The following is a 15,451-nucleotide window of genomic DNA, read 5'->3' as shown; positions in this document are numbered from 1 at the left end:
TAGGGCGAACAGACCCCAAGTGAGGTTAGCCTATGTTTGCCTAGGCGAGCCTAAGCTACATCACTTTTCGTGATCTTGGTGAGCCAGGATTTCGGGTCGGGTTCGTAGCCGACAGATTTCGGTCCAGGGAGGAGACGGCGGACGAGCGCTCTGCCGACCGTGAGTGGCGGACGGCTAGGGCGTCGCGGATCCGGGCGTTTGGATCTGCACGGCCAGCCAGGGCAGCGCGTCGGCGAAGCCCTGTGCCGCGAACTGCCAAGTGTGACGACCGTTCGATGTGTGCACCTCGCAGGAGATCCCGGCCGACGACGCGGTGGCACACAGTTGCTCGGCCGTACCGGTCTCGCCGGCATCGTGGGTGTCGTCGTGGCCACCCGTTCCGTCCATCCCCGGACTCGGCGCCGGCGCGGGGCCGGACAGGTTCGCGCCCTGCCGCGGAGGTACGTCGCTGTCCTGGAACCAGCCCGAGATCCCTTGGTACAGCCCGTGTTCGGTCATCGCCTTCGTCGGATCGAACCGGTCCCGCAGCGCGGTGTCGCCGCCGTACAGGCGGTCCAGGGTCTGCTCGTCGGTGCCGGCGGTCGGGGCGACGTCTCCCGCGATGTCCTCGAAGGTGCTGAACAGGTCCGGATGCATCACGATGAGATCGACCGCGCACGTGCCACCCATCGACCAGCCCACGACACCCCAGTTCTCGGGGTTTGCCGATGCCCCGAACGTGGACACGACGTACGGGCGGACGTCGTCGACCAGGTGGGATGCCGAGTCTCCGCGCGGGCCGTCGACACATTCGGTGTCGTTGTTGAAGCTGCCGCCGGCATCGACGAACACGAGGATCGGGGCCTGGCCGCCGTGTGCCTGCGCATAGGCGTCGACGGTGTCGACGGCGCCGCCGGTCCGCAGCCAATCCGCAGCAGTGTTGAACTCGCCGCCGACCATCATGATGACCGGCAACGCGGGAGGCGTGTCGCCTGCGAACCACGCCGGCGGCAGATACACGTACTCGGTCCGATGCTTGAAACCGCTCGCGGCGTCGGGGACGTCGACCGGCACCACCTTCCCCGTCGACATGGTCGTGTTTCGAAGGACAGGGAGGTCCGCGGCAGCCACCTGATCCGGGACCGGGCCGGCCGTCGCTGCGCCCCACGCGGTCTGCACGGTGGGGTAGTAGCCCACCCACTGGTTCAACGTCAGCGCCACACACGCGAAGGTCAACGGGATCAGAACGATCGACAGGCCGCGTCGCCACCAGCGGGTTCCCCGCCACCCGAGCACCGCGATCGCGATCGCGGCGACGAACACCGCCGACCACGCCCACAGCTGGATCGGTGCCGGATCCGACGCCAGCCCCTGCTGTCCGACGAACCAGTCCGCGGTCGCCGCGGCCGCCACGCCCAGCGCCGCGGCGACCGGCACCCACAGCAGCCACCAGCGCCTGCTGCGGCGGACCAGGACGGCGATCAGCACGACGACGCTGACAATCTCCACCGTCAGTGGAAGCCAGCCGCCCAGCAGCGATACGCCGCTGCGGTAACCGCCCTGCGCAGCCACCCCGGCGGCCGGAGCGGCCGCGAGAAGGAGGGAGACCACGGAGTCCACCTACCCAGTGTGCGACGCGAACCTGGCAACCGGCTGTGCCCTCGATCGGTCTCGCACGCTCAACCCCTGTGCCCTCGATCGGTCTCGCACGCTCAACCGACTAGGCTGCTACACCGTGATCACCCGCATGTCGCACCTGTTCCTCCGTACCCTCCGCGACGACCCGGCCGACGCCGAGGTCGCCAGCCACAAGCTGCTGGTCCGTGCCGGCTACGTGCGGCGTATCGCGCCAGGCGTGTACTCGTGGCTGCCTCTGGGTCTGCGGGTGCTGCGCGAGGTGGAGCGCGTGGTCCGCGAGGAGATGAACGCGATGGGTGCGCAGGAGATCCTGCTGCCCGCGCTGCTGCCGCGCGATCCCTACGAGACGTCGAACCGCTGGACCGAGTACGGCGCAAGCCTGTTCCGCCTCCAGGACCGCAAGGGCAACGACTACATGCTCGGCCCCACCCACGAGGAGCTCTTCGCGCTCACCGTGAAGGGCGAATACAACTCGTACAAGGACTTCCCGGTCACCCTGTACCAGGTGCAGACCAAGTACCGCGACGAGGAGCGTCCCCGCGCCGGCATCCTGCGCGGCCGCGAGTTCGTGATGAAGGACTCGTACTCGTTCGACCTCACCGACGAGGGCCTGACGGCGTCCTACCAGGCGCACCGCGACACCTACGAGCGGATCCTGTCCCGGCTCGGCGTCAAGTACGTCATCGTGTCCGCCACGTCGGGTGCGATGGGTGGCAGCGCGTCGGAGGAGTTCCTGGCCGAGAGCGAGATCGGCGAGGACACCTACGTCCGCTGCATCGAGTCCGGCTACGCCGCCAACGTCGAGGCCGTCAAGACCCTGGCTCCCGCGCCGATCCCGTTCGACGGGCTGCCGGCCGCCGAGGTTCGTGACACCCCCGGCACCGAGACCATCGACACCCTCGTCGAGTGGGCCAACGGCGCCGACCTGGGCAAGACCGTGACCGCCGCGGACACGCTGAAGAACATCATGGTGAAGACCCGCGTGCCCGGCGGCGAGTGGGAACTGCTCGCGATCGGCATCCCCGGCGACCGCGAGGTGGACGAGAAGCGCCTCGAGGCTGCGCTCGAGCCGGCCGAGTACGTGCTCATCACCGAGACCGATTTCAAGAACAACCCGTTCCTCGTCAAGGGCTACATCGGCCCGAAGGCGCTGCAGGAGAACGGTGTCCGCTACCTCGTCGACCCGCGCGTCGTGGACGGCACCAGCTGGATCACCGGCGCCGACGAGGAGGGCAAGCACTACGTGGGCCTGGTCGCCGGACGCGACTTCACCCCGGACGGCACCATCGAGGCCGCCGAGGTGCGCGACGGCGATCCGTCGCCCGACGGCGCCGGTGCACTGGTCGCCGCCCGTGGTATCGAGGTCGGTCACGTGTTCCAGCTGGGCCGCAAGTACACCGACGTGTTCAATGTCGACGTGCTCGGCGAGAACGGTAAGCCTGTCCGCCCCACCATGGGCTCGTACGGCATCGGCGTCTCGCGTCTCGTCGCGGTCATCGCCGAGCAGCATCACGACGACAAGGGCCTGCGCTGGCCCGCCGAGGTCACCCCGTTCGACGTGCACCTGGTCATCGCGAACAAGGACGACGCGGCCCGCGAGGGCGCCGAGGCCCTGGCCGCCGAGCTGGACAAGGCCCGCGTCGAGGTGCTGTTCGACGACCGCAAGGCGTCGCCGGGCGTGAAGTTCAAGGACTCCGAGCTGATCGGCATCCCGCTGGTCGTGGTCGTGGGTCGCGGCTTCGCCGAGGGCAACGTGGAACTGCGCGACCGCTTCACCGGCGAATCCCGCGAGGTCCCCGTCGAGGGCGCGCTCGGGGAGATCCTCACCGCGATCCGCGGCTGACGAAGCTCCGCGTACCGCCACCGCGGCACGTTTGATCAGTGGCCGCCCACCCCTGACCGGGGTGGGCGGCCACTCGTATACATTCGGCCGACGGACAGCTCGAGGGGGGGCAAGCCCCCGGCCCGCGGGCCGTCACGCCGACTGCCATCGGTGAGTCCGTTCGGATCAGCGCTTGATCCCGGCGTCGTACTCGGCGCGTCCGGCGTCGACGTCCAGGAACACCCGCTCGAGTCCGGTCGCCCGCCGCAACAGGCGGGCGACCGGTCGCGGGAACAGCGGCCACAGCAGCGCACCGGACAGGCGTCCCGGCACGACGGCCCGGCGGCGACCGGTCCGCAGGATCTGCACGACTGCCTGCGCGACCTGTTCCGGCCGGATCGGGGCGATCAACCGTCCGGGATGAGTACCGGCGAGCAGTCCGGTGCTCGTGAACGTCGGCAGCACCGTGCCGACCCGCACCCCGTGCGCGGCCAGTTCGGCGTCGGCGGCGTCGCCGAAGCACAGCACCGCGGCCTTGGTGGCGTTGTAGACGGCCATGCCCGGAGCCGGGATGCATCCGGCGATCGAGGCGATGTTGACGATCCGGCCGCCGCCGGATGCCCTCATCGCCCGTCCCGCGGCGCGGGTGCCGTGCACCACCCCGCGCAGGTTGACGTCCACCACGGTGTCGACGATCGCGTCGTCCTGCTCGAGCAGTGGGCCGAGCGGCATGACGCCGGCGTTGTTGATCCAGCCCCACGGGGGACCGAGGGTCGACCGCACACGGGCGAGGAAGGACTCGACCGAACGGGGATCGGTGACGTCGAGGACCGCACCGAAGACGCCGACGGCGTCGGCGGTGCGCCGCACCTCGGCCTCGTCGATGTCGCCGATCGCGACCAGTGCGCCGGCGTCGCGCAGCGCCGTTGCGGTCGCCCTCCCGATGCCCCGCGCTCCGCCGGTCACCACGACGACGCGACCGGTGATGTCGGTTCTTCTCACGAGTGGCTCTCCTTCAGTTCGTCGAGCGTGCGGCGCAACACTTTTCCCGACGATCCGCGGGTCCGCGCGTCGACGAACACGACGTCGCGGGGCATCCGGGATCGGGGGAGTTCGGCTGCGAGATAGTCGCGGACGGCCTGCTCGTCGAGGCCCTGCTCGCACACCAGGTACGCCCGCAGGCGCTGCCCGAAGTCGGCGTCGGGGACGGGGGCGACCACGGCATCGGTGACGGCCGGGTGCGCCAGCAACACCACCTCGACCTCCTCGGGGAAGACGTTCTCGCCCCCGGAGACGATCATCGCGTCGGAGCGGCCCGCGACGTGGAGTCGGCCCGCCGCGTCGAGGTGGCCGCGGTCGCCGGTGTCGAGGAAGCCGTCGGCGTCGCTCTTGCGGGTGCCGTCGGTGTAGGTCTCGATCTGGCCCGGGGTGCGCACCAGAATCCGGCCCTCGGCGCCGGGTGGGACCGGACCGTCGTCGGTGTCGGCGATGCGAACTATGTTGCCGCGCGGGGGAACCCCCGCGCAGTCGGGCGCTACGGCGAGGTCGGCGGGTGTCGCGATGCTGATGTACGCCGCCTCGGTCGAGCCGTACAGGTTGTGCAGCACCGGGCCCCACGCGTCGGTGACCTGCGCGACGAGGGAAGCGTCCAGTCGTGCGCCGCCGCTCGCGACGATCCGCAGCGCGGACAGGTCGGCCTCCGGCATCGCGTCCACCACACCGAGCAGTCGGCGCAGCATCGTCGGCACCGCGATCAGGGCGGCGCAGCGGTGGGTATGCAGGTCGCGTAGCGCCTGGACGGCGTCGAATCGTCGCCGCAGCACCAGCGTGGACCCGAGGGTCAGCGTCAGCGTCGCGACCAGTAGACCCCAGCCGTGGAAGATCGGCGCCGCCACCAGGACTCGTTCGTCGCCGCGCAGCGGGATCTTCGACAGCAGACCCGCCGGCAGCAACAGCGTCGGCGAATCCCCGCGCGGTGCGCCCTTCGGCGTCCCGCTGGTGCCGCTGGTCAGGATCACCAGCGACGGCGGCCGCGGCGGCCGCGGCGGCCTGGGCGACAGGGTGTCCGGGGCGCCGGTCAGGAGAGCCGACAGCGACCCCTCCGTGTCCGGATCCTCGGTCCACGCGCACCAGCGCGGGCCGTCGAATCCCTCTACGACCGGGGTGAACTCCTCGTCGTGGATCACCGCGTCGAGGCGCTCCCGCGCGGCCACTTCGGTGACCTGACGGCGCCCGAAGTCGGAGTTGAGCAGCACCACACGGGCTCCGGCGGCCGACGCCGCGCACAGCGCGACGACGGCGTCGGCGTGGTTGCGGCACAGGATGCCCACCTCGTCGACGATGTGCATGGCTCGCCTCATGCTCGGTGCCGCACTGCGAGCAGGGCGCGGGTGCCGGCGTTCATCGCGGCCAGCAGGGGCCCGCGGAGTCGGTCGGGGTAGGCGGTCGCGACGCGTTGGGTGGTGACCGTCTGCGGTTCGGTGTAGCGGACGATGCCCTCGCGACCGTGTCGGCGCCCGGTCCCGCTGGTGCGCATGCCGCCCATCGGGGCGCCCAGTGACGCGATCGCGGACAGGTAGCCGTCGTTGACGTTCACCGAACCGGCCACCACCTGGGCGGCGATCCGGCGTCCGCGCCGCACGTCGCGGGTCCACACGCTCGCGCTCAGTCCGTACTCGCCCTCGTTGGCCCGACGGACCGCCTCCACCTCGGACGCCACGGGGTAGACGGAGACGACCGGACCGAAGGTTTCCTCGGCGTGGACCGCCATCTCGGCCGTCACGCCGGTGAGGACGGTCGGCTCGTGGAACAGCGGGCCGAGATCGGGGCGTGCCCGGCCGCCGGTCACGGCGGTCGCGCCCTTCGCGAGAGCGTCCGCGACATGCTTCTCGGTGGCCTCCAGCTGGCGGCGGGACGTCAGCGAACCCATGTCCACGTCGTAGCCGTACCCGGCGCCGATCCGAAGCCGCTCGGTGCGCGTGACCAGTTCGCGCACGAACCGGTCGAACACGCTCTCGTGCACGTAGATCCGCTCGATGCCGATGCACATCTGCCCGGCGTTGGAGAACGCCGCCTGCACCGCGCCGCGCACGGCGGCCGCGAGATCCGCGTCGGCGCACACGATCATCGGGTTCTTCCCGCCCAGCTCGAGCGAGGCCCCGATCAGTCGGTCCGCGCAGCGCCGGGCGATCTCCCGGCCGGTTGCGGTGGACCCGGTGAAGCTCACGTAGTCCACCTCGGCCACCAGCGCGGGCCCGATGCGGCTGCCGGGACCGGCCACCACCTGCCACACCGCCTCCGGCGCCCCGGCCCGAATCGCCAGGTGGCGGGCGTAGAGCAGCGTGAGCGGTGCCTGCGAGTCGGCCTTGCTGAGCACCGCATTGCCGGCGAGCAGAGCGGGGATCACATCGCCGACGGCCAGGAACAGCGGGTAATTCCACGGCGCGATCACCCCGACCAGGCCCTTGGGCCGGTAGCCGACGCGGGCGGAGACCAGTCCCGGCACCGCGCCCCGGACGCGACGTTCGCCCAGATAGCGGGTGCTGTGGGCGGCGTAGTGCAGCGCGGTGGCGACGACGCCCTGCACCTCGACGGCGGTATGCACGCGGGCCTTGCCGGTCTCCCACTGCATGAGGTCGCACAGGCTGTCGTGGTGGTCGACGAGCAGACGCGCGAAGCTCGCCGCGATCGCCTGCCGGTCCCGGACCTGCCGGGCCGCCCAACCCGGCTGCGCTGCCCGGCCCACCGCCGCGACGGCGGCCACCGATTCCGCGGACGTCTGCGGGACGGCGGGGAGCGGCTCGCCCGTGAACGGAACGGCGGCGCAGGAGAATTCGGAGGAGGTCGGCAGCTGGGCCAGCAGGCCCTCGTGCAGGGCGGTCAGCACGGCGCACCCGCGCGCGTGCGGACGGTGGTCACCACACCAGTCGGGTGAGGTACCTCTCGGCGTAGCGGCGCACCGCGGCGGGATCGGTCGTGTCCAACTGCCCGTGCGGATGCAGCATCAAAGACATCGCGATGCGCATGAGGATCTCGGAGGCCGCGAGCAGATCCTCCTCGGGCATCGCCGCCCCACTGTGACGCAGCGCCGCGGCGACCCGGGCGGCGGTCACCGCGATCGGCGCCCCGTCGGTCCGCGAGGTCACCTCGACCATCAGCTCCGGCTCGCTCTCGAGGATGCGCCCGATCAGCGGGATCTCGCGGGTCAATTGGATTCCCCGGGCGAAGCACTCGACGACCGCCTGCGCCGGGTCGAGATTCCGGGCAAGGGCGTCGAGTTGATCGAAGAACAGCCCCGCCTCGCGCAGGATCAGCACCTCGACCAGCGCGTCCTTGTTCGGGAACCGTCGGTAGAGGGTGCTGCGGCTGATTCCCGCCCGCTTCGCGATGTCGTCCATGTTGGTGCGCCGAATCCCGTAGCGCTCGAACTCCTCCCGCGCGGCGTCGAGCATCGCCTGCTCCGCGGTGGCGGCGGGTAGTGCGGTGGGAGTGCGGCGCGTGGTCATCACCGGTCAGCATATCCATCGTCAGATCGCCCGCAGCGTCACCGGGAGGCGGTCCTTCGGAACCGGCAGCGTGGTGTTGTCGAGCTTCCAGGTGTAGCCGTCGGGGACCGACCACTCGTACTCGAGCAGGAGGTTGTGCATGATCGTCTTGATCTCCATCTGCGCGAAGTAGAGGCCGATGCACTTGTGCACGCCGCCGCCGAACGGCATCCACGCGTACCGGTGCGACTTGTCCTCGGCACGTTCGGGGGAGAAGCGGTCCGGATCGAAGCGTTCGGGATCCGTCCACAGGGCCGGGTTGTGGTGGTTGACCATTCCGATCGCGCTGACGTACGTGCCCTTCGGGACGAAGTGGCCGTCGATCTCCGTGTCCTCCAACGCGCGCCGGGCCAGACCGGGCACCGGCGAGTTCAGCCGCAGCGACTCCTTCATGACGGCGTCCAGCACCGTGAACTCCGCGAGGTTGTCGTACGTGATGTCCCGCGGCAGCGCGCGCGACTGCGCGCGGGCCTTCTCCTGCCACTCCGGATGCAGGGCAAGGTAGTACGCCATCGTGGTGAGCGTGATGGTGGAGGTGTCGTGTGCCGCCATCAGCACGAAGATCATGTGGTTGACCACGTCCTCGTCGGTGAAGGTGTGGCCCTCCTCGGACCGTGCCCGACACAGCACGGAGAACAGGTCGGGGGTTTCGGTGGCGCGCTTGGCCGGCAGGTGCGCGCGGAAAAACTCCTCGAGCACGGCACGACCGGCCAGGCCGCGGGCCCACTTGGTTCCGGGGATGTTCCTGCGCACGAGGGACATCCCGGCGTTGACGCAGTCGATGAAGGCCTTGTTGATCCGGTCGGCCTCCGGGCGCGGCAGATCCATGCCCAGGAAGATCTCCAGGGCCAGGTCCAGGGTGAGTTCCTTGAAGCGGTCCAGGATCAGGATGTTCTCGCCGACGGGTAGGCCACGGACGCCGTCGCGCAGCATCGGCTGCATGTCGTCCAGGTAGCCGCGAAGGTGCTTGTTGTTGAAGGCATGCTGCAGGATCAGCCGGTGGTGTCGGTGTTCCTCGAAGTCCATCAACAGGATTCCGCGGCGGAAGAACGGCCCGATGAGGAACCCCCACGCCGGCTCGGCGGCCAGCGCCTTCTGTCGATTCGCGGCCACCGACTCCGCGCCGTCGGCGGTGAGCGGCACGGCGAACTTCTGGCCGAACGCGTTGATGTAGGTGATGTCCCCGAAGGCCTCCCGGCGCTGCGCCACCAGCCGAACCGGGTTGCGGAAGAATCGCAGGAGTTCGATGACCCCCGGATCGCCGGTACCGTTGATCGGGCGGAGGTCGCTGCCGGCCGGTGGTGGTGCCAACTGCTTGGTGCGCACGGAAGTCTCCTAGCGGGTGGGGGCGGATACGGCCCGGGAGTTCAGCAACGGTCGGGGGTCGATCCCGACCCGGCGCCAGGCCTCGGCCGCCCAGGGCAGATACAACGCGCGCAACGGAAGCCGGTTGACGAGCGGGTTGATGCGGCGCGAGAACGCTGCGAAGCGCTGGAACCGCCTCTCCTTCTGCGGATTCCAGTCGAGGCCGCACACCTCGCGCATCTGCGGGGGCAGCGTGCCGACGACGACGGTTCGCATGAAGGCGTTGATCGGCGCGGACAGCAGGTTCCACACGGGCGCCGGAATCCGCCGCGGTCGCGGCACGCCCTTGCGGATGTACCCGGTGGCGTACAGGATCGTCGGCGTCGGCACGAACCGGTCGAGCATCTGCGCCCAGTACTCCAGGAACTCCTCGTAGGTCTGCGGCTGACTCCGATCGCTGACCCCGTAGATCTGGTACCAGATCCGGCCCTCCTCGAAGATCCGCACCTTCTCCTCGTGCGACAGCCGGCGGATGAAGGTGTCGGTGACATACAGGACCTGGTCGACGAAGGTGGCGTGCGCCCAGTAGAAGAGCTCCGGGTTGAGGGCGTGATAGCGCGAGCCGTCGCCGATCGTGCCCTTGATCGGCTTGTGGAAGTCGCGAACCGTGCGACCCCAGTGATAGGGGTCGTCGCTGTAGACGGTCTTCATGATCGGCGGCCCGCTGCGGCGGGCCCGGCCGAGGGTGTCGGAGAAGATCACCGAGTGGTCCTCGACCGCCCTACCGAGCTGCTCGATGCAGTTCTCGGTCCCGGCGAGTCGCTGGAAACCCAGCAGTCCGCGCACGTCGCCGTAGTACTTCCAGATCAGTGAATCGGGGCCCAGGCGCGGCGAGTCGGCGGCGGACTCTGCGTCGACGGGCATGGGGACCGCCTCGCGGATGGCGGCGTCGAAGTCGAGCGGCATCGGTAGTTCCCTGTCTGCTTTGGGACGGTGGAACAAAAGTGTCTCACTGTGTCAGAAAGTAGCACCGAGTGATCTGTGACACAAGAACGGATCCGCTCGAACGACGAGTTGCTTCGCGAGAAAGTCCGCGCATGCGACGGGTCTCGGGGAGAGTGGACGATGAGCCCCTCGACGGGCGCCGCTTCCGTTTCCCGGAGGGTGATGACAGTGGGCGAGCTGCTGCTGAATCCGCACGACTACGACCCGAAGGACTTCGATCCGAACACGCGCCGACTGCTGCGCGCGACGATCGACTGGTTCGAGGCCCGGGGCAAACGCCGGCTGCTGCAGGACGACCTGCACGCGATCTGGACCGGGGACTTCCTGGACTTCGCCGGGCGAGAGGGTCTGTTCGCGACGTTCCTCACCCCGGCCTCCGAGGCGAACGGCGATCCCAACAAGCGGTGGGACGCCGCCCGCAACGCCGCGCTGAGCGAGATTCTCGGGTTCTACGGGCTGTCCTACTGGTACCTGTGGCAGGTGACCGTGCTCGGGCTCGGGCCGATCTGGATGAGCGACAACCCGACGGCCCGGCGACGCGCGGCCGAACAGTTGGATGCCGGCGGGGTCATGGCGTTCGGCCTGTCCGAACGCGAGCACGGCGCCGACGTGTACTCGACCGACATGCTGCTCACCCCCCGTACCGACACGGCGGACGGCACGGCCGCGTTCCGCGCGAACGGCACCAAGTACTACATCGGCAACGGCAACGTCGCCGGCATGGTGTCGGTGTTCGGGCGCCGCACCGACATCGAGGGGGCCGACGGCTACGTCTTCTTCGTCGTCGACAGCCGGCACCTGCACTACCGCCTCATCGACAATGTCGTGCACGGGCAGATGTACGTCAGCACGTTCGCGCTGCGCGACTACCCGGTGCGGGAGGAGGACATCCTGCACACCGGTGCGGACGCGTTCTCGGCGGCGCTCAACACCGTCAACGTCGGCAAGTTCAACCTGTGCACGGCGTCGATCGGGATCTGCGAGCACGCCTTCTTCGAAGCGATCACGCACGCTCACAACAGGGTTCTGTACGGCCGGCGGGTCACCGACTTTCCGCACGTGCGGGCCAACTTCGTGGACGCCTACACCCGGCTCGTAGCGATGAAGCTGTTCAGCGCCCGCGCGGTCGACTACTTCCGCAGTGCGGGACCGGAGGATCGCCGGTACCTGCTGTTCAACCCGATGACCAAGGCGAAGATCACCTCGGAGGGCGAATCGGTGATGGCGTTGCTGCACGACGTCATCGCCGCCAAGGGCTACGAGAAGGACACCTACTTCCGGGAGGCCGCCGAGCTGATCGGCACGTTGCCCAAACTCGAGGGCACCGTCCACGTCAACGTCGCGCTGATCCTCAAGTTCATACCGAACTACCTGTTCAATCCGGCGTCGTATCCCGATGTCGCCACCCGCACCGACCCCACCGACGACGCGTTCTTCTGGGCGCAGGGCCCCACCCGGGGCGCGGGCAAGGTCCAGTTCCAGGACTGGACCCGGGTGTTCGACGAGCATGCCGACATCCCCAATGTCGCGCGGTTCCACGAGCAGGCGCTCGAGCTACGTGAGTTGCTCGCGACGGCCGGGCCGGACGACGCGCAGCGGGAGGACCTGGACTTCCTGCTCACCGTCGGGCATCTGTTCGAGCTGGTCGTCTACGGGCAGCTGATCCTCGAGCAGGCCGACATCGTCGGCCTCGACCGTGATCTGCTCGAGCAGATCTTCGACTTCCAGATCCGCGACTTCTCCCGGTATGCCGTTGCTCTGCACGGCAAGCCGTCGTCGACGGACGCGCAGCAGGAGTGGGCGATCGGCGCGATCCGCAAGCCCGCCGTCGACACCGAGCGGTTCGACCGGGTGTGGGAGCAGGTCGTGGGGTACGACGGCGCGTACGAGATGCGGCCCTAGGCTGACGGCATGACTGACAGCAAGGATGACGCGAATCGGTGGGCCGAGGTCGATCGCTACCTGGTCGAGACGGTGGTCGGCGCGGACGACGCACTCGACCACGCACTCGCGGCCAACGCGTCGGCGGGGCTGCCGCCGATCGATGTGTCGCCGACGCAGGGCAAGCTGCTGAACCTGCTGGCGCGCATGGTCGGCGCGACGCGCGTGCTCGAGATCGGCACCCTCGGTGGGTACAGCACCATCTGGCTCGCCCGTGCGGTAGGGGAGTCCGGGCGGGTGGTCACGCTCGAGTACGAACCCCGGCATGCTGCGGTCGCCCGGGACAACGTGGACCGCGCCGGTGTCGGCGGCCGGGTCGACATCCGGGTCGGTACGGCGCTGGACAGCCTGCCGGCCGTCGAGGCCGACGGCATCGCGCCCTTCGACCTGGTGTTCATCGACGCCGACAAGGTGAACAACTCCAACTATGTGCGGTGGGCGCTGCGGTTGTCGCGGCCCGGCACGGTGATCGTCGTCGACAATGTCGTCCGCGGCGGCTCGGTGTCCAACCCCGACCTCGACGACGAGGCCGTCCGCGCCAGCCGCGAGGTGCTCGACCTGCTGGCGGCCGAACCCCGACTCGATGCCACCGCGCTGCAGACCGTCGGGTCGAAGGGCTGGGACGGTTTCGCTCTTGCGCTGGTGGTGAATTGAAACGCGGTCCCCGACGCTGTTCGAGCTGACGCGGACGCGTCGTGCACGTATGGTGTGACGCGCGTGAATCGAACTGACCGTCGAACCTGGGGGACACCGCCGAATGCACAAGCTGAGAACCACTATTGCCGCGGCCGGGCTGGCCGTGCTCCCGCTCCTCGCGGCTGCCCCGGCACATGCCGCCTCGCTCAACATCCCGGGACTAATCAATCAGGGCATCGACACCCTCGAGTACACCGCCGGGTCCGGGGTCTCCGACACCGTTGCCTCGTTGGGCCAGTACGCAGCCGCGCACGCGTATCTCACCGGTGATCCTGCCTCGCGCTACATCGTGGTGCTCGGTGCCCGACTCGACGCCGACGGGTTGCTGCCGGGGGTTCTCAACGCTCGGTTGGATACCGCGGCCGCGATCGCGCGCCTCCATCCGATGAACAAGGTGATCGTCGCGGGTGGGCCGACGCAACCTCTGCCGTACAGCGAATCGCAGGCGATGTTCGCCGGCCTGGTGCTGAGGGGTGTCAATCCCGCGAGCATCATCCTCGAGAACGCCTCGTACTCGACGGTCGACAACGCGCGCAACACCACCGGAATCCTCTCCGCGAATGGCGCGGACGGAGCCGTCCTCGTCACCTCCGCGTCGCACATCGACCGGGCGCTCGGGGCGTTCCGATCCGCGTCGGGCCAGTTCCGGTACACGCCCGTGGCCGTTCCCGGTTGGTGAAACCGGATCGTCGCGCCACGGCAGGCTGAGTGGGCGGCCGCGGCGGGGAGGTAAGGCATGGCGGTTGTGTTGGCTCTGCCGTTCACGGGTCGGTGGCTGGTGCAGAACAGTCCGGCACGGCGAGTGCCCAGCCATGGTGTCGACGTGTTCGGCCAGCGATACGCGATCGACTTCGTCGGGGTCGACGATCGAGGCAGGACAGCGTCGGCACGTGACTGGCGCACGTTTCTTGCGACGGAGCCGCCGTCCCGGTTCTTCGCCTTCGGGCGCCCGATCCTGGCTCCGGTCGACGGTGTGGTCGTTCAGGCGCATGACGGGGAGCCCGATCACCAGGCGCGCAGATCTCAGTTTGCTCTGATCCCCTATGCGGTGGGGCAGCCGTCCCGCCTGCGGCAAGGTCCGGCCTCGATCGCGGGGAACCACCTGATCATCCAGGACCGGCGCAGCGGGATGTTCGTCGCGGTGGTCCACCTGCGGGCAGACACGCTCAGCGTCGCAGTGGGCGACGAGGTGGCGCTGGGGCAACAGATCGCCGAGTGCGGGAACTCGGGAAACTCGACGCAACCGCACATGCACGTCCAGGTCATGGACAGCCTCGACCTTGCTGTTGCGCAGGGTGTTCCGATGGAGTTCGGGAACTATCGCCAATGCAGCCGTGACGGCACGGGCCTGTGCGACGTCGACTCGGGTATCCCCGAGGAAGGCACGATCGTCACCGCACTCGTTCCCGACGGTCGCTAGGCGCGGGGGCGGGCGGACCGACCCGAATCGGACTCGCCTCCCGGTGTGGGGTGCCGGCCGGTCGTAGCATCGGGTCCGTGGCTAATCCGACCGTCCGCTCCGATGCCTCCGATCCGCTGCGTGTGCTCGTCTACAGCAGTGACGCCTCGACACGCGAGCAGGTGATGCGAGCCCTCGGTCGGCGCCCGCATCCGGACCTTCCGGAGTTGGAGTACGTGGAGGTCGCGACGGCTCCCGTGGTGGTCCGCACGATGGACGCGGGCGGGATCGATCTGGCGATTCTCGACGGCGAGGCGGCGCCGGCAGGTGGCCTGGGAATCGCCAAGCAGCTCAAGGACGAGCTCGATGTGTGCCCGCCGGTGGTGGTGCTGACCGGACGCGCCGACGATGCCTGGCTCGCGGACTGGTCGCGGGCGGAGGCTGCGGTGGCGCACCCGATCGACCCCTTCCGCCTGGCAGCGGCCGTTGTTCCGCTGCTGCGGCGGCCGTGATGTAACCGGTTCCGGCTCGATATTGCGCCGGCATCGGAAGACTCGCGGGGTAAAACCGAAGCCAAGGGTGGCGCCTGTCCCGGTAGGCTGAGGCGTAGATCACATTCTGCGGGTGGATTCTCCTGATTGCGTGATTGTGCGTCTCTCGTGGCTACCCGCCGCTCGTGGTCTGGGTGCGACCGTCCGGCATCGGGCATGGGCGGCCAGGCTCGCGACGAGAGGAGCTGAGGCGACGTGAACGCATACGTGCCGATTCTCGTGCTCGGGGCGATTGCCGCCGCGTTCGCGGTCTTCTCCGTGATCGTCGCGTCGGTCGTGGGACCCAGGCGGCTCAACCGTGCCAAGCTCGAGCCGTACGAGTGCGGGATCGAGCCAACCCCCGCGGAAGTCGGGCGTGGCCTGGCCGGACAGCGGATCCCGGTGAAGTACTACCTCACAGCGATGCTGTTCATCATCTTCGACATCGAGATCGTGTTCCTCTACCCGTGGGCCGTCCACTTCGACGCGCTCGGTGTGTTCGGTCTGGCCGTGATGGCCGTGTTCGTGTTCAACGTCGCGGTGGCCTACGTGTACGAGTGGCGGCGTGGGGGATTGAGCTGGGACTAGGCGT

14 protein-coding genes are annotated in these 15,451 nt (G+C 69.1%); 7 read left to right on the top strand and 7 right to left on the bottom strand.

The features are described 5' to 3' along the window. Window positions 1–174 precede the first annotated feature (174 nt). Entirely contained in the window at window positions 175–1,590 is a 1,416-nt protein-coding gene (locus AB4Z09_RS00845; protein WP_442238995.1) for an alpha/beta hydrolase, read from the bottom strand. Between the two features lie 124 nt (window positions 1,591–1,714). Between AB4Z09_RS00845 and AB4Z09_RS00840 the strand changes: the two genes are divergently transcribed. Next, complete coding sequence (locus AB4Z09_RS00840; RefSeq protein ID WP_114719669.1) at window positions 1,715–3,460, top strand: proline--tRNA ligase; 1,746 nt, start codon at window positions 1,715–1,717, stop codon at window positions 3,458–3,460. A gap of 165 nt (window positions 3,461–3,625) precedes the next feature. Here the strand turns inward: AB4Z09_RS00840 and AB4Z09_RS00835 are convergent, their stop codons facing one another. The 6 genes from AB4Z09_RS00835 to AB4Z09_RS00810 are packed head-to-tail and all read right to left on the bottom strand — an operon-like array spanning window position 3,626 to window position 10,254. Beyond that, entirely contained in the window at window positions 3,626–4,441 is an 816-nt protein-coding gene (locus tag AB4Z09_RS00835; protein WP_174909661.1) for an SDR family NAD(P)-dependent oxidoreductase, read from the bottom strand. Beyond that, the gene (locus AB4Z09_RS00830; RefSeq protein WP_174909663.1) at window positions 4,438–5,799 is read right to left on the bottom strand and encodes an AMP-binding protein; all 1,362 of its coding nucleotides are present in this window, start codon (window positions 5,797–5,799) and stop codon (window positions 4,438–4,440) included. Before AB4Z09_RS00830 ends, AB4Z09_RS00835 begins: the two co-directional genes overlap by 4 nt. After that, on the bottom strand, window positions 5,796–7,325 hold the full coding sequence (locus AB4Z09_RS00825; RefSeq protein WP_442238994.1) for a succinic semialdehyde dehydrogenase: 1,530 nt from the start codon (window positions 7,323–7,325) through the stop codon (window positions 5,796–5,798). The genes AB4Z09_RS00830 and AB4Z09_RS00825 overlap by 4 nt, the downstream gene beginning before the upstream one ends. A 28-nt stretch (window positions 7,326–7,353) precedes the next feature. Continuing rightward, window positions 7,354–7,944, bottom strand: a complete 591-nt coding sequence (locus AB4Z09_RS00820; RefSeq protein WP_114719680.1) for a TetR/AcrR family transcriptional regulator — start codon at window positions 7,942–7,944, stop codon at window positions 7,354–7,356. 21 nt (window positions 7,945–7,965) lie between these two features. After that, the gene (locus AB4Z09_RS00815) at window positions 7,966–9,309 is read right to left on the bottom strand and encodes a cytochrome P450 (protein ID WP_442238993.1); all 1,344 of its coding nucleotides are present in this window, start codon (window positions 9,307–9,309) and stop codon (window positions 7,966–7,968) included. A gap of 9 nt (window positions 9,310–9,318) precedes the next feature. Further along, window positions 9,319–10,254, bottom strand: coding sequence for an oxygenase MpaB family protein (locus AB4Z09_RS00810; RefSeq protein ID WP_442238992.1), 936 nt, complete (start codon window positions 10,252–10,254; stop codon window positions 9,319–9,321). Window positions 10,255–10,455: 201 nt separating this feature from the next. On the opposite strand from AB4Z09_RS00810, the gene AB4Z09_RS00805 reads away from it, so the two are divergent. The 6 genes from AB4Z09_RS00805 (at window position 10,456) to AB4Z09_RS00780 (ending at window position 15,447) form a co-directional block, all read left to right on the top strand. Next, window positions 10,456–12,195, top strand: a complete 1,740-nt coding sequence (locus AB4Z09_RS00805; protein WP_442239020.1) for an acyl-CoA dehydrogenase family protein — start codon at window positions 10,456–10,458, stop codon at window positions 12,193–12,195. A gap of 9 nt (window positions 12,196–12,204) precedes the next feature. Beyond that, window positions 12,205–12,888 carry an O-methyltransferase gene (locus tag AB4Z09_RS00800; RefSeq protein WP_442238991.1) on the top strand — a complete coding sequence of 228 codons (684 nt, stop codon included), beginning with the start codon at window positions 12,205–12,207 and terminating at the stop codon, window positions 12,886–12,888. A gap of 103 nt (window positions 12,889–12,991) precedes the next feature. Further along, window positions 12,992–13,609, top strand: coding sequence for a YdcF family protein (locus AB4Z09_RS00795; RefSeq protein WP_114719690.1), 618 nt, complete (start codon window positions 12,992–12,994; stop codon window positions 13,607–13,609). A gap of 57 nt (window positions 13,610–13,666) precedes the next feature. Further along, on the top strand, window positions 13,667–14,350 hold the full coding sequence (locus AB4Z09_RS00790; protein WP_442238990.1) for a M23 family metallopeptidase: 684 nt from the start codon (window positions 13,667–13,669) through the stop codon (window positions 14,348–14,350). A gap of 77 nt (window positions 14,351–14,427) precedes the next feature. Beyond that, complete coding sequence (locus AB4Z09_RS00785) at window positions 14,428–14,841, top strand: Rv3143 family two-component system response regulator (RefSeq protein ID WP_429519152.1); 414 nt, start codon at window positions 14,428–14,430, stop codon at window positions 14,839–14,841. Between the two features lie 234 nt (window positions 14,842–15,075). Continuing rightward, window positions 15,076–15,447: an NADH-quinone oxidoreductase subunit A gene (locus AB4Z09_RS00780; RefSeq protein ID WP_114719694.1), complete on the top strand. Its 372-nt coding sequence runs from the start codon at window positions 15,076–15,078 to the stop codon at window positions 15,445–15,447. Window positions 15,448–15,451: the final 4 nt, after the last annotated feature.

It is taken from the genome of Rhodococcus sp. TAF43 (assembly GCF_052113525.1).
Classification (GTDB): domain Bacteria; phylum Actinomycetota; class Actinomycetes; order Mycobacteriales; family Mycobacteriaceae; genus Prescottella.
The sequence above is the reverse complement of the archived record's forward strand: the minus strand, read 5'-3'. Positions and strand labels throughout refer to the sequence as shown.